Genomic DNA, 12,188 nt, shown 5'->3' with positions numbered 1-12,188 from the left:
TATTTTGCCTGTTAATATCTGGAGCCGCTATGCTGACTGCCGAAATGACCGCTCGCCTGAACGATCAGTTAAACCTGGAATTCTTTTCCGCCAACCTCTATTTGCAGATGAGCGCCTGGTGCGCCGACAAAGGGTTTGAGGGGGCCGCCGCCTTTCTGCGCGAGCACTCCCGCGAAGAGATGCAGCATATGCAGCGCCTGTTCAACTACCTGAGCGATACCGGCGCCATGCCGGTGCTGGGCAGCATCGCCGCGCCGCCGGTGACCTTTGACTCGCTGAACAACGTGCTGGAACAGGCCTACGAGCACGAGCAGCTGATTACCGCAAAAATCAACGAGCTGGCGCATGCGGCAATGACGTCGCAGGATTACTCTACCTTTAACTTCCTGCAGTGGTACGTGGCCGAACAGCATGAAGAAGAGAAGCTGTTCAAATCCGTGCTGGATAAGCTGGCACTGGTCGGCACCAGCGGTAAAGGGCTGTTCTTTGTTGATAAAGATCTGATGCAGATGAGCACCTCAGGCGAGCAGGCCTGAGTAAAAGGGGCGAAGCGTTCGCCCCTGAGGATGTTGACAAAACCGTGCCCGGTCAGCAGGGCGCAGTCAAGCTGGTGACTGGCGGCAAAAACCGGCTGCTTTTCTGCTACAGCGCCAGCCGGTAGAACTTTGTGTCCACCTTCATCACGGGGAAAGCGGCCGGTAGCGCGGCTTGCGCCACTTCGCTAAAGCCGTGCTTCTCGTAAAAACGATGCGCCGCCAGAAATTTCGCGGTGGTGCCCAGCCAGACGTCACGGAGCTGCCGCTCGCGAGCGTGCGCGAGCAGCGTTTGCAGCAGGCTATTGGCCACGCCGTGCTCCCTGCCTCGCCAGTCTTCCGCCACAAACATTTTCCGCAGCGCGGCCTGCTGCTCGCCGATATCCTTCAGGCCGATACAGCCAACAACCCGATCGTCGACCGTCGCCAGCCAGAAATCGCCCGCACCCTGCTGATAAAAGGTCGGGATATCGCTGAGATCCGGCTGCTGCTCTGCCGAAATCGCAATACCGAACTCGTGATTCTGGATCGGCAGGATCAGATCTTTTACCCCCGCCTGGTAGCGAGGATGGTAGCGCTGCACGATAAATCGCGTCGTCATGGCGAAGATCCTTACTCAGCCAGCCTGTTGCGCGACGTTTTGCAGACAGGTGGCGAAGACGCCTTCACTGATGCTCTGCGCCACTTCCTGTTCATCATGGCCCGCCTCAACCTTGAAATCCGCCCACCATTCCGCCAGCGTGGTGCCGTCGTTTTTCGGCGTCAGCTTCACCACCGCCACGTAATCCGTGACCGGCATGATGCCGTCCAGAATCGCGTAGTGCAGCTCCCAATTGGCTTTATCCAGCTTTACAAGGCGCTCGCGCACTATGCCATCGGGCAGCGTCAGCTTTCTGACCACGCCGACCTTGCTTTCGGTAGCGCCATCTTCCAGCTCGCTGGAGGAGATAGCCGGATGGATTTTCGGCAGGCCGTTAAAATCGGCAATCAGCGGCCAGATTTGTTCTGGCGTGGCGGTAATGATGCGGCTGGTATAGGACGAGTGCGACATAGTAGAAACCTCTTAGCGTAAAAATTTAACTTTAGCATGTTGCTGCTCTTTCCCGTTGACCGTCAGAGCTAAGCCAGCACCAGCGCCTGGCTCTGCTGGCGAAACAGCCTGGCCAGCTGCGCGCCCATCGGCGTCAGCGCGGTATCTTTACGTCGGATCAGGCAGAAGGTCGCCCTGGGCATTTTTTCCCGCAGCTTTAGCGCCACCAGCCGATGGCCGACCAGCGGATCGGTAAAAAAATCCTGCGACAGGATGCTGACGAAATCGCTCTGGGCCAGCAGGCTGGCGCAGGCCATAAAAGTTTCGCAGGTGATGGTGATAGCGGGTAACGGGCCGCTGTCGGCGAAGAGATCCTGCAACAGCTGATAGTAGCTGCCGTTGGGCGAAGGCATGGTCCAGCTACAGTGGCGCAGCGCTTCCAACGAGGTGGCGTTCGCCAGCGGATGGCCTTTGCGTACCACCACGCAGTAGTCGCGCTCCATCAGCGTTTCGTAGCTCAGCTCGTTGTCCTGATGGCCGGGAGACCAGGTATTGATGGTGAAATCCAGTTCGCCCTGACGCAGCTCCGGCAGCAAGGTCACCAGCTGGCCCTCCAGGATGCGCACGCTGACTTCGGGAAAGAGGTGATGAAACTGAGTTATCACCTTTGGCATCAGCGTGCGGGCGATGCTGCCGCCCACGCCGATATTGACCGAGCCGCCCGCCTGGCCCAGCCGCTGCTGGACCTCTTCCTGCGCGACCCGCAGCTCCTCCAGGATCAGGCTGGCGTGACGAAAAAAATCTTTGCCTGTCGCCGTAAGCTGAACGCCCTGCCGCTGCCGGATAAACAGCGGCGCACCCAGCGCTTCTTCCAGTTCCTGCACCGATTTAGAGAGCGCGGGCTGCGAAAGCTTCGCCACCCGGCTTGCCGCCCGGATACTGCCCTGACGCGTCACTTCCACAAATGCACGAAGCTGGTGCAGCTTGATCGATGCGGGCATAAAACCTCCTTGTGGGTGATAACCGTTGTTTATCAGTCAAAAGATATTGTCATCTTCTGCGCGCCGAAACCACTGTGTAGAGTCGATAAACCAGCATTTTTTGTACTGCTATTAAAGGAACCAGAAATGGAGCAAGCCGTAACCGATTTTGTAAAAGAGATCTCTCCCCGCCTGCAACACTGGCGTCGCGATTTGCATAAGTTCGCCGAGTCCGGCTGGCTTGAATTCCGCACCGCCACGCTGGTGGCCGAAGAGCTGCACCGCCTGGGCTGGTCGCTACAGCTGGGCAAAGAGGTGATTAAAGCGGAGGCGCGCATGGGAGTGCCTGCTGCGGAGGTGCTGGCGCAGCAGGAGCAGCGGGCATTGGCCCAGGGCGCGCTGCCGCAGTGGCTGCCGCACTTTTCCGGCGGCTTTTGCGGCATCGTCGCGACGCTGGCGACCGGGCGTCCCGGCCCGGTGATGGCCTTTCGCGTTGATATGGACGCGCTGGACGTGGTGGAAATGCAGGCGCAGGCGCATCGCCCTTTCGCTGAAGGATTCGCTTCCTGCAACGAAGGCATGATGCACGCCTGCGGCCATGACGGTCATACCGCGATTGGGCTGGGCGTGGCGCAGGTGCTGAAGCAGTTTTCCTCGCGGCTGTGCGGCACCGTCAAACTGGTTTTCCAGCCGGCCGAAGAAGGCACGCGCGGCGCAAAATCGATGGTGGAAGCGGGCGTGCTGGATGACGTGGATTTTTTTACCGCCATTCATATCGGCACCGGCGTGCCGGCCGGAGAGCTGGTGTGCGGTAGCGATACCTTTCTGGCGACCACCAAAATGGATATCGCTTTTCGCGGCGTAGCCTCGCACGCGGGCGCGCGGCCGGAAGAAGGCAAAAACGCGCTGCTGGCGGCGGCGCAGGCCACGCTGGCGCTGCATAACCTGCCGCAGCACAGCGGCGGCAGCTCGCGTATTAACGTAGGCGTGCTGCAGGCGGGAACCGGGCGCAACGTCGTGGCCGATCGCGCGCTGCTGAAGGTGGAAACGCGCGGCGCCACCAACGACATCAATGATTTTATCTATCAGCAGGCGCTGCGAGTGGTGGCGGGCGCGGCGGCGATGTATGACGTGCAGCACGAGGTAAAGCTGATGGGCGCGGCGCGCAGCTGCCAGCCGACCCGGCCCTGGGTGAACTATATCCGCCAACAGGCCGCGCGCATTCCGGAGCTGACCTCGCTGGTCGACAGTCGGGGCCAGCCCGCCGGTTCTGAAGACGCCACCTATATGATGGAGCGGGTCAAGGCGCGCGGCGGCCAGGCTTCCTACATCATTTTCGGCACGCAGCTAAGCGCCGGTCATCACAATGAGAAATTCGACTTTGACGAGGCGGTGATGGCGACGGCGGTCAAAACGTTGGCCGCCCTCGCCTTTCATATCGACAGCTTTACCAACGAGTAACGACCGCGTATGGCGACAGCACCGCACCGCTTTCATCGCCAGGCGCACCAACGGCGTAACAAGCCGCGCGCGGAGACAGCACCGCACCGCTTTAATCGCCAGGTGCACTAATGACGTAACAAGCCGCGTGCGGAGATAGCACCGCACCGGCAGTAAGGCACGGTTTTTGCACGTGCTTTTGCAGCAAGGCGTCGCAGACGCTGCCCGAGGCTGGGCCCGATCCCAGCCCGACAATAAAAAAGCCAACACAACAGAGGGTAAAACATGAGTGATACAACCGCGCCGGGAAAAAGTCCCGGCAGAGTCTTCAGCTGGGTTGAGCGCATCGGCAACAAGGTGCCCAACCCGTTCTTACTGTTCGTTTATCTGATTATCGTGCTGATGGCGGCAACCGCCGTGCTGTCGTGGCTGAACGTTTCGGTGATCAATCCCGCCAACGGCGAGGTCATTCGTGTTAAAAACCTGCTGAGCGTGGCGGGTTTGCAATGGATCCTGCCGGGGATCATTAAAAATTTCAGCGGATTTACACCGCTGGGATCGATCCTGGCGCTGATGATCGGCGCGGGCCTGGCGGAAAAAGTGGGGCTGCTTCAGGCGCTGATGCATAAGATGGCGTCATTTGTCAGCGCCCGCTACGCCAGCTATATGGTGCTGTTTATCGCCTTTTTCAGCCATATCTCATCCGATGCCGCGCTGGTGGTGATGCCGCCGCTGGGGGCGCTGATGTTTATCGCCGTGGGCCGTCATCCGGTCGCCGGGCTGATGGCGGCTATTGCGGGCGTCGGTTCCGGTTTTACCGCCAATTTGCTGATCGTGACTACCGACGTGCTGCTTTCCGGCATCAGTACCGAGGCGGCGAAGGCGGTCAGCGATACCGTGCACGTCAGCGTGCTGGATAACTGGTTTTTTATGGCCAGCTCGGTGGTGGCTTTAACCCTGGCGGGCGGTCTGCTGACTGACAAGTTTATCGAGCCGCGCCTGCCCGCCTGGCGCGGCGAATCGCAGGACGGACTGGCGAAGCTGACGCCGCTGCAAAATCGCGGTCTGCGCATCAGCGGCATCGCTTCGCTGGTGTTTATCGCGCTGGTGGCGCTGCTGGTGGTGCCGGAAGGTGCACCGCTGCGTCATCCGCAGACGGGCAGCGTGATCCCCTCGCCTTTTATTCAGGGCATCGTGCCGCTGATTATCCTGTTCTTTTTTGTGGCCGGGATAGCCTACGGCGTGGCGACCAGGCAGATCCAGCGACCCAACGACATCCCGCAGCTGTTGATTGAGCCGATGAAAAGCATGGCCGGTTTTATCGTGATGGTCTTTCCGCTGGCGCAGTTTGTAGCCTTTTTTAACTGGAGCAACATGGGCAAGTTTATGGCCGTGGGGCTGACCGATCTGCTTGAAAAAGCAGAGATGACCGGCGCGCCCGCCTTTATCGGCCTGATGTTCCTCTCTGCGCTGCTCTGCATGTTTATCGCCAGCGGTTCGGCAATCTGGTCGATTCTGGCGCCTATTTTCGTGCCGATGTTTATGCTGCTGGGCTTTCATCCCGCTTTTGCGCAGATGATTTTCCGTATTGCGGATTCGGCCGTGCTGCCGCTGGCGCCGATGTCGCCTTTTCTGCCGCTGTTTTTGGGCTTTTTGCAGCGCTACCGCAAGGATGCGCAGCTGGGCACCTATTACGTCCTGATTGCGCCCTACCCGCTGCTGTTTTTTTGCGTCTGGCTCCTGCTGCTGCTGGCATGGTACGCGCTCGGCCTGCCTATCGGTCCCGGCGTATGGCCGACAATGCCGACCTGATCCCAATGGAACAACGGGCATAAAGTTGATGTGAATCAACGGACAAGATGGAAATATCGGCCGCCGGACGCGCTATCGTTTATAGTCTGAGCGCCTGAAGGAACCCATGCAGGGAAATGCCGAAACCGGCTACAAGGAGAGGAAATGAAGCCAAAAATCAGTGTGCTGGCTCTGAGTCTTGCAATTATCACGCTGCTCGCGGGCTGCGATCGGCAAGAGACGCGGCCGGTGAAATTTATCAATCCTGACAAAGTTATGCAGGATTCAGGGCTGGCGGAGCAGCTGAAAACGCGGCTGCAGACGGTCGATCAACAGCTCCGACAGGGTCTGAAGATGGCGCAGGAAAACGGCGCCAGGCTGCCGGAGGAGAAACGACGCAGCGCGCTGCTGGCCGATCGGCAGCTGCTGGATCTGGAGTGGCAGCATGAGCAGCGCCGGGCTAACGGCGTCGCGCTGAAAGCGATAGCGGAGGCGGCCGGAAAGTACCGCGAGCAGCACCAGCTGCTGGCGATCCTGCCTGCGCAGGCCGCACTGGCCTTTGCGCCGGAAGCGGATATCAGCGAAGCGCTGGCGAAAGAGCTGAAAGGGAAAACCCTCGATTTCGGCGCGCTGCCAAAAATCGGCGTTAAAAGCGAGGAGCCAACGGCGGCAGAAGCCAGTACGCAAAAATAGCGCCGTATTACAGAGGAACCGGGGCGATGGCCGCCCCTTTTTTATCCTTTATGCATATCAGCCGCCGCTGACAGATCCAGCCGCTGCCAGAAGTTCTGCTCCGGCGTGGTGCCGGAAAGCGGATAGCCTGCGGCGATAGCGGTCGCCACCATCCTTTGCCGACGCTGCTGCGCGCTCAGCTGCGGCAGCGCCGCTTCCAGCAGCACCTCAGCGCCTTCCGGCACCACAACCGCTTCCTGCTTCACTTTCTCCTGCGGCAGATCCCAGGTCATGGCAAAACGTGCAAACTGCTGCATCTGCGGCGCGGCGTAAGGATCGGCCGCGCCAGCCGGTTTCGCGCACTCGGCGAGCGAGGTGCCGCACTCTTTCTCCAGCGCGTCGCGCAGCTGCTGCTTCGCTTCAGCAAACAGCGGGCGATACTTTGCATCATTGAGATAGTGCGCCACGTTACGCTGCGCCACCATACGGGAGCCAATCAGATCGATCGGATAGTGCACGCCCAGCACCATGCGCGAATAGCCGTAGCGCGCGGCGCGATCCATCAGTGGTACAAAGCGTTCCGGCACCATTTCGCCCAGCAGCAGCGCATCGGTCCATGCCGTATTGGTGTGGCCGCTGGGGAAAGATCCTTCGCTCGCCTGATAGGGCTGGTTATCTTTCACCACTGCCGTATCCGGCACCGCATGGATAGTGTTGCCCGGCATCAGGAAAGGACGTGGATAGTTAAAGTGCGCTTTGGCCGCGCCGGTGCTGACTTCGCTGGCCTTGATCAGCGCCGCCGCCTTACCCATCTCGCCTTTGGTGTAGGCGTTCAGAAAGGCCTGACCCAGCTTCGGCCCCAGCGCGTCGGCCAGAAAAAACAGATGGTTTTGCCCTTCCGCATCAATAATCGCCTGGCGACGCTGGCCGTCGGTCGCGTCGAGGTTAACCTGCGCCACGCGCTGCATGCTGGCGTCCAGCTCGCTTTTCGGCAGCGTGGTGAAAGCGCTCAGCAGCGCGATGCCCGCCTGCTGGTTGGCTTTTTTAGCAAAGTCGTAGCCGCTCGCCTTCAACCAGCCGCGATCCGCCAGCTTATCGCTCTGCGCGGTTTTCTCCAGCTGCGCGCGCGTCAGCTTAGCGGCATCGCCCTGCAACGCGCCGATCAGATCTTGCTGGATTTGAGCGTCAAAGGCCGCGAACCGGGCATCGCTGCTGGCTGGCGTGGTGGTTTCAACAATCCTCTGGATGCTATCGAAGTCAACGGGCGTGGTTTTTGCCTGAGCAGCCTGCGCCAGCAGCAGCGCGCTGGCCAGCACAGAATAACGAAAGCGCATAAAAGTTCCTTAATTTAAGTCGGTTAGCTTTATCGGCTTTTATGCTGGAAGAGGTTGATGACAGGAAAGTGACAACTTATATTTTGAAACGAATTGGCACAGCGATCGGGCCGCCTCCCTGCGGCCTGCCGGGTTCTTTAGCCGCCGACCACCGGCTTTTTGCTTTTATCCAGCGCCTGCATAAAAGCGTCGTCGAGATGCAGATGCTGGCGTACCAGCTGCGGCGGCGTCGAGGCCAGCCACTGATTCAGCGAGATATCCGCGTAGTAGCTGCTTTTAAACAGCTCCAGAAAACGCAGCGGCTTGTCGCCGGTGTTTTCCACATAGTGGCCCATCGCAAAAGGCACGTAGCCGACATCGCCCGCGCGAAAATCGAAGGTGCGCGCCTGGCCCGAAGAAGCAAACACGCCCATCCGTCCTTCGCCTTCCAGGTAGTATTGCCACTCGTCGGTATTGGGATGCCAGTGTAGCTCGCGCATCGCGCCCGGCTGCAGCTCCACCAGCGCCGCCGCGATGGTTTTTGACACCTTAAAAAGGGAAGAATCGGTAATCCGCACCGTGCCGCCCTTTAGCGTGATGGGCTGCTGCGCCAGCATCCGGTGACTGAAAGCGGTGGTGGAACGGGTCGCGCCCGCAATGGCGTCCTTTTGCAGATCGCCCGGCGGTGTGGCGGCGAAGATATACTCATCGGCCGGTGAAGGAAGCTTGCTGAAGGTTTCCACCGGCACGCCAAAGTTTTTCGCCAGCACTTCCGGCGGCACGTGCTTAAACCAGTCGCTGAGCAGAAAAGTGCTGTCTTCGTCAAAGCCGCCGTTATCAAACGCCAGCAGGAACTCGCAGCCGTCCGGGCCAAGCCCTTGTATCGAGTGCGGCACGCCGGAGGGGAAATACCAGAGATCGCCCACGCCGACGTCGTCCACAAACCAGTGGCCGTCGACGTCCAGCGCGGTGATGCGTGCCTTGCCGTACAGCATATAGGCCCATTCGCCCTCTTTATGCCAGTGCAGCTCGCGGATGCCGCCGCTGTTAAGGCGCATATTAACGCCGGCAATGCTTTTGGAAACGCCCAGCTCGCGCTCGGTGATTTGCCGCGTCCAGCCGCCGCTACCTTTACGCACGTGCGAATCGCTATAGGAAAAACGCAGGTTGGGCAGCGTGCCACTGTCGGTAGCGGGCGGATTGACGATATCGGGATTTTCTCCCTGACGCAGCGGATCGTGCGGGCCGGGATCGCTGCCGCCCATCTGGCCGGTCCAGGGTTGCGCGGCCACGGTGCGATCATGAGCATGAACGGAGCCAGCCGCCAACGCAACGGTGCTGCCGGCGGCAAAGGTCATAAAGCTGCGACGAGTAATAGGATTCATGTCTGCTTCCTTGTGTCGAAGGGTTAAGGCGCGCCGCGCTGCATAGCGGACGCGAACTTAAGCTTAACTACACAAAAATCAACAGAACCTAACCGGGGAAAAGCTTAAAAACGCTGAAATGTAAGCAATAACACATCAAATAATTTTGTTGATAGTTCAGATAAATTTATAAAATTTGGTCTACGCGACAACATAATCATGACGTTACAGCTTTGTTAAACGTTTTTGCCAGCAGCAATGTCCGCCCTGACCGTTTCGTCATCAATTATTTTTATTAAGAGGGAGGAGAAGAGCGCAACACCTGGTTACGTGGTTACGCAGAACGAAAAATATCGCGGCGGCATTATCACGCTGCGGACACGACCGCACGGGCCTGTGGCGCAGCCTTTACCGCTGTTTGCCGGATGATCAGTACCGCTCATCCTGTCGCGCAGCCTTTGTCGCTGTTTACCGGGTAGTCAGTGCCATTTATCCTGATGCGCAGCCTTTATCGCTGCTTACCGGGCGGTAAGAGCTGGTCATCCTGCCCCGGGCGCGATCGTTCAGCCGCCGGCCTGCAACCGCTTCGCCAGCGTTAACGCCAACTCGTAGCCGCCCTGCTCCAGGGAAAGCGCTTCGCCTTCGCTGAAAGCCTGCCGGGTCAGGCCGGTCAGCACCGCGCCGGGCGGCACCTCAATCGCCAGCCGGACGTCGCGCTCGTTGGCCGCTATCATCGCCTCATGCCAGCGTACCGTGCGCGACATATTATACGCGAGGTCATCCGCTATCTGCGCCGGCTGCCAGAGCACGCGGCCGCTGCTGCTGCTCAGCCAGGCGCGACGCGGGCGAACAATCGTTACCGCTTTAAACGCCTCCGCCAGCTTTGCCGCCGGTTCCGCCAGCAGCGCGCAGTGTGAAGGCACGCTGACCGCCAGCCGGTGCGTTTTCTGCGCGCCTGCGGCTTTCGCCCTTTCCGCCGTCGCCTGCATCGCCGCCTCGCTGCCCGCAATCACCAGCTGCCGTTCCGCGTTGATATTGGCCAGCCAGCTCTCTTCTCCCAGCAGCGGCTCCAGCTCGCTCTGGGTCAGGCCGATAATCGCGGTCAGGCCGTAGCCTGCCGGATAAGCCTGCTCCATCAGCTGCCCACGCAGCGCCACCAGCCGTAACGCGTCGTCGAAGGCCAGCGCGCCCGCGACTACCGCCGCAGGATAGGCGCCAATGGATAAACCGCTGGTCATCGCAAACGCCAGGCCCTGTCGCTCCAGCTCCCGCGCGTGCGCCACGCCCGCAATCAGCAGGCACAGCTGTACCGCGCGCGTATGCCGTAGCGCCTCTGCCGAATCCAGCGCCGAGGCATCTTCATTCAGCGCTTCGCTGGCCTCTCTCAGGATTGCCTCGCCCTGAGGCAAATTTTGCAGCATGCCGGGCCGCTGCGGCCCCTGTCCGGGAAAGGTCAGTAAGATTTTCATCGCGGCGTCTCCCATGGCGCGGCGGTCAGGAAAGGGCCGCCATCGGTTTTCAACAGCACTTTGCCGTCGCGCAGCCACTCCGCCAGCGCAAAACCGCCCAGCCTGGTTTCCAGCTGCGTATCGGCACGGCAAGGCAGGCTGGCGCAAAGGCTTTGCCAGCGCTGCAACGCCGATGCGGCGGGCGGCTCAGGCGCGCGGATCAGTAAATCCAGATCGCTGCCCGCGTGCATTACGGCTTCGCCGGTCGCCAGCGCATAGCCCAGGCTGCCGGTGACGCCCCATGCCCACGGCCAGTCTCTCTGCGCAAGCCGCAGCGCCGCCTGAACGGGCGGCAAAGTATGAAAAGGGGTGTGCGGCAGCCGATCGATAAGCGCTTCCGGCGACAGCACGCGCACCACAGCCGCAGCGTCAACCCAGCCCGCCGCGCGCTGATGACGGGCCGGGCCGCGTACGCCGACGGGAATACGTCCCTGCGCATCCCTGTCGCGTCGCACCACCAGCGGCAAAGCCGGCTGCCAGTGGGCGACCCATTCAGGCAAATCGCCCTGCAATGCTTCACGATCGCTCAGCCAGAGCAGATCGTGCGGCCGAACATCCATCTCTACATTCCTGCGGTTAATGAAATAAACAGCGGCAGCGTCACTATGCTCAGCACGGAGGTGATCAGCAGAGTGGCTTCCGCATCCGGCGACTCCACGCCGAAGCGATTGCCGAACACCACGCCGAAGAAACCCGCCGCCAGCGCGATCATCAGGATCGAGGTGATCGCCAGCGGGCCGTGCAGCCCCAGCGCCAGCACAATGCCCCAGGCGATAAAGGGCTGAATAAGCAGTTTAGTCACGCTGGCGACGATCACCGCCTGATTGATCCTGATCTGACGTGCGGAGAGGATCAGCCCGGTCAGAAACAGCGCCGTCGCGGTAGCGGCCAGTCCCAGCGGCCGGATGGTAGAGAGCAGCAGCTCCGGCATATGAAAGCCAAAGGCGGAAAGCACCACGCCCAGCAGCGGACACCAGACGATAGGCTTAATCACGGATCGCCACATCAGTATTGGCAGCATCGCGGCGCTGGAGTGCTGCGTGCCCTCGGTTTTCGCTTTTTCACGCTCGAGGATAAGCAGGCAAAACGGCGTCATCAGCACCGAGCCGCAGGCTATCGACACGGCGACCGACAGCGAGGTTTCGGGCGTCGAGCCGAGCACGCTGCCGAGGATCGGCAACCCCAGCGCGGCGTAGTTGGGCAGCGCGACGGTCAGCGTCAGCACGGCGGCATCCTGCGGCGCTTTGTGAAACACGCGGGTGCAGAGAAAATAGATGGCGGCGTAGGCTATCCACATCGCCAGCACCAGCACCACTACCAGCGGCGCCTGCCCGACGATACCTGCCCAGGGCGTTTGCACCGTGGCGGTAAACAGCGCCGCCGGCAGGGCGAAGTCCATGACGAAAACGTTCAGCAGGGCAACGTTGTGGTTATCGACCTTCTTTGCCTTACCGGCGTAAAAACCCAACAGCATAATGACGAAAATTGGAGCCAGAGCATGAACGATCACGTAAGTCATAACTTGCGCCTCGCAGGCTGAACGCGTCAGGGCAGGAT

Annotated in this window: 12 protein-coding genes; 4 read left to right on the top strand and 8 right to left on the bottom strand. The window is 60.3% G+C overall.

The window, feature by feature from the left end:
• Positions 1-29: 29 nt before the first annotated feature.
• Positions 30-536, top strand: a complete 507-nt coding sequence (ftnA, locus tag ACA373_RS13180; protein ID WP_253458339.1) for a non-heme ferritin — start codon at positions 30-32, stop codon at positions 534-536.
• Positions 537-642: 106 nt separating this feature from the next.
• Here the strand turns inward: ftnA and ACA373_RS13175 are convergent, their stop codons facing one another.
• The 3 genes from ACA373_RS13175 to ACA373_RS13165 form a co-directional block, all read right to left on the bottom strand.
• On the bottom strand, positions 643-1,134 hold the full coding sequence (locus ACA373_RS13175) for a GNAT family N-acetyltransferase (RefSeq protein ID WP_253458336.1): 492 nt from the start codon (positions 1,132-1,134) through the stop codon (positions 643-645).
• A 15-nt stretch (positions 1,135-1,149) separates the two neighbouring features.
• A complete protein-coding gene (locus ACA373_RS13170) occupies positions 1,150-1,584 on the bottom strand; it encodes an SRPBCC family protein (RefSeq protein ID WP_253458333.1) in 435 nt (144 codons plus the stop codon).
• A gap of 68 nt (positions 1,585-1,652) precedes the next feature.
• Positions 1,653-2,564 (bottom strand): LysR family transcriptional regulator, encoded by a 912-nt coding sequence (locus ACA373_RS13165; RefSeq protein ID WP_253458331.1) that lies wholly within the window; start codon positions 2,562-2,564, stop codon positions 1,653-1,655.
• A 126-nt stretch (positions 2,565-2,690) separates the two neighbouring features.
• Between ACA373_RS13165 and ACA373_RS13160 the strand changes: the two genes are divergently transcribed.
• The 3 genes from ACA373_RS13160 to ACA373_RS13150 all read left to right on the top strand — a co-directional run bounded on the left by ACA373_RS13160 (position 2,691) and on the right by ACA373_RS13150 (position 6,467).
• A complete protein-coding gene (locus ACA373_RS13160; RefSeq protein WP_370734626.1) occupies positions 2,691-4,004 on the top strand; it encodes a M20 family metallo-hydrolase in 1,314 nt (437 codons plus the stop codon).
• 264 nt (positions 4,005-4,268) lie between these two features.
• Entirely contained in the window at positions 4,269-5,795 is a 1,527-nt protein-coding gene (abgT, locus tag ACA373_RS13155; protein ID WP_370734625.1) for a p-aminobenzoyl-glutamate transporter, read from the top strand.
• Between the two features lie 144 nt (positions 5,796-5,939).
• A complete protein-coding gene (locus tag ACA373_RS13150; protein ID WP_369896253.1) occupies positions 5,940-6,467 on the top strand; it encodes a hypothetical protein in 528 nt (175 codons plus the stop codon).
• A 41-nt stretch (positions 6,468-6,508) separates the two neighbouring features.
• Here the strand turns inward: ACA373_RS13150 and ACA373_RS13145 are convergent, their stop codons facing one another.
• The 5 genes from ACA373_RS13145 to ACA373_RS13125 all read right to left on the bottom strand — a co-directional run bounded on the left by ACA373_RS13145 (position 6,509) and on the right by ACA373_RS13125 (position 12,150).
• On the bottom strand, positions 6,509-7,780 hold the full coding sequence (locus ACA373_RS13145) for a phosphatase PAP2 family protein (RefSeq protein ID WP_370734624.1): 1,272 nt from the start codon (positions 7,778-7,780) through the stop codon (positions 6,509-6,511).
• A gap of 137 nt (positions 7,781-7,917) precedes the next feature.
• On the bottom strand, positions 7,918-9,144 hold the full coding sequence (locus tag ACA373_RS13140; RefSeq protein WP_301730013.1) for a cupin domain-containing protein: 1,227 nt from the start codon (positions 9,142-9,144) through the stop codon (positions 7,918-7,920).
• Between the two features lie 542 nt (positions 9,145-9,686).
• Positions 9,687-10,592, bottom strand: coding sequence for a malonate decarboxylase subunit epsilon (gene mdcH, locus ACA373_RS13135; RefSeq protein WP_370734623.1), 906 nt, complete (start codon positions 10,590-10,592; stop codon positions 9,687-9,689).
• Positions 10,589-11,191, bottom strand: a complete 603-nt coding sequence (locus ACA373_RS13130; RefSeq protein ID WP_301730011.1) for a malonate decarboxylase holo-ACP synthase — start codon at positions 11,189-11,191, stop codon at positions 10,589-10,591. Before ACA373_RS13130 ends, mdcH begins: the two co-directional genes overlap by 4 nt.
• 2 nt (positions 11,192-11,193) lie before the next feature.
• Positions 11,194-12,150 (bottom strand): AEC family transporter, encoded by a 957-nt coding sequence (locus ACA373_RS13125; protein ID WP_253458318.1) that lies wholly within the window; start codon positions 12,148-12,150, stop codon positions 11,194-11,196.
• Between the last annotated feature and the right edge of the window lie 38 nt (positions 12,151-12,188).

The sequence above is a fragment of the Erwinia sp. STN24 genome (assembly GCF_041320675.1).
Taxonomy (GTDB): Bacteria; Pseudomonadota; Gammaproteobacteria; order Enterobacterales; family Enterobacteriaceae; genus Erwinia; species Erwinia aeris.
The sequence above is the reverse complement of the archived record's forward strand: the minus strand, read 5'-3'. Positions and strand labels throughout refer to the sequence as shown.

Coding starts and splice junctions, on each gene's coding strand:
- ftnA (WP_253458339.1), top strand. CDS start 30: ATGCTGACTGCCGAAATGACCGCTCGCCTGAACGATCAGTTAAACCTG.
- ACA373_RS13175 (WP_253458336.1), bottom strand. CDS start 1,134: ATGACGACGCGATTTATCGTGCAGCGCTACCATCCTCGCTACCAGGCG.
- ACA373_RS13170 (WP_253458333.1), bottom strand. CDS start 1,584: ATGTCGCACTCGTCCTATACCAGCCGCATCATTACCGCCACGCCAGAA.
- ACA373_RS13165 (WP_253458331.1), bottom strand. CDS start 2,564: ATGCCCGCATCGATCAAGCTGCACCAGCTTCGTGCATTTGTGGAAGTG.
- ACA373_RS13160 (WP_370734626.1), top strand. CDS start 2,691: ATGGAGCAAGCCGTAACCGATTTTGTAAAAGAGATCTCTCCCCGCCTG.
- abgT (WP_370734625.1), top strand. CDS start 4,269: ATGAGTGATACAACCGCGCCGGGAAAAAGTCCCGGCAGAGTCTTCAGC.
- ACA373_RS13150 (WP_369896253.1), top strand. CDS start 5,940: ATGAAGCCAAAAATCAGTGTGCTGGCTCTGAGTCTTGCAATTATCACG.
- ACA373_RS13145 (WP_370734624.1), bottom strand. CDS start 7,780: ATGCGCTTTCGTTATTCTGTGCTGGCCAGCGCGCTGCTGCTGGCGCAG.
- ACA373_RS13140 (WP_301730013.1), bottom strand. CDS start 9,144: ATGAATCCTATTACTCGTCGCAGCTTTATGACCTTTGCCGCCGGCAGC.
- mdcH (WP_370734623.1), bottom strand. CDS start 10,592: ATGAAAATCTTACTGACCTTTCCCGGACAGGGGCCGCAGCGGCCCGGC.
- ACA373_RS13130 (WP_301730011.1), bottom strand. CDS start 11,191: ATGGATGTTCGGCCGCACGATCTGCTCTGGCTGAGCGATCGTGAAGCA.
- ACA373_RS13125 (WP_253458318.1), bottom strand. CDS start 12,150: ATGACTTACGTGATCGTTCATGCTCTGGCTCCAATTTTCGTCATTATG.